Genomic DNA, 662 nt, shown 5'->3' on the forward strand with positions numbered 1-662 from the left:
GAAGCCGCCCGCGCCGCCGGGGCCCACCGGGCCGCCGGGCGCGTCCCCGGCCAGCGCCTCGGCCAGGACGGCCGCGGCCTCGTCCGGGTCGTCGGCACCGCCGTAGAGGTCGAGGTCGTGGGCGCAGCCGGGGTCGCCGGGCCGGATCACCACGTCGTAGGCCCCGTCGGGGCCGAGCCCGGCGCCGGCCGCGCCCACGGCGACCACGGCGGCCCGCCCGGCGAGGGCCTGGAGGGCCAGGGACTCCACCACCGGCCGCACCACCCGGCTGGTCTTGCCCGCCGCCGACGGCCCCACCACCAGCATCGAGGTGCTCAGCAGCGCGGGCTCCAGGGCGAGGCGGACGCCCCGGTAGGCGTGGGGGTTGCGCTCCTCGTCGGGCGCGGCGCCCAGCCGCACCTGCCCGGTCAGCAGGTCGTGCCGGGCCGCCCGTACGGGCAGGTCGCGGTCACCGGAGGGGTGGGCGAAGGCGGCGGCTCCCCGGTCGAGCACGGCCTCGGTGAAGGCGGGCAGCCGTTCGTACCGCGCCCGCGCCGACTGCCAGACGCGGTCGATCCGGACGTAGTCGACGTCGTTCATCCGGCCGCCGTGGATCTCGGCCGTCAGCCGGTCGGCGGCGGCCTGCTCGCCCACGGCCCGCAGCTGGGGCCACAGTGCCGGGT

Annotated in this window: 1 pseudogene; it reads right to left on the bottom strand. The window is 79.6% G+C overall.

Going from position 1 to position 662, the window contains the following annotated elements:
* Positions 1–662: pseudogene (locus AC2CJA_RS27080) on the bottom strand (ATP-binding protein); the annotation flags it as partial.

This window comes from Streptomyces sp. ATLC9 (assembly GCF_057196705.1).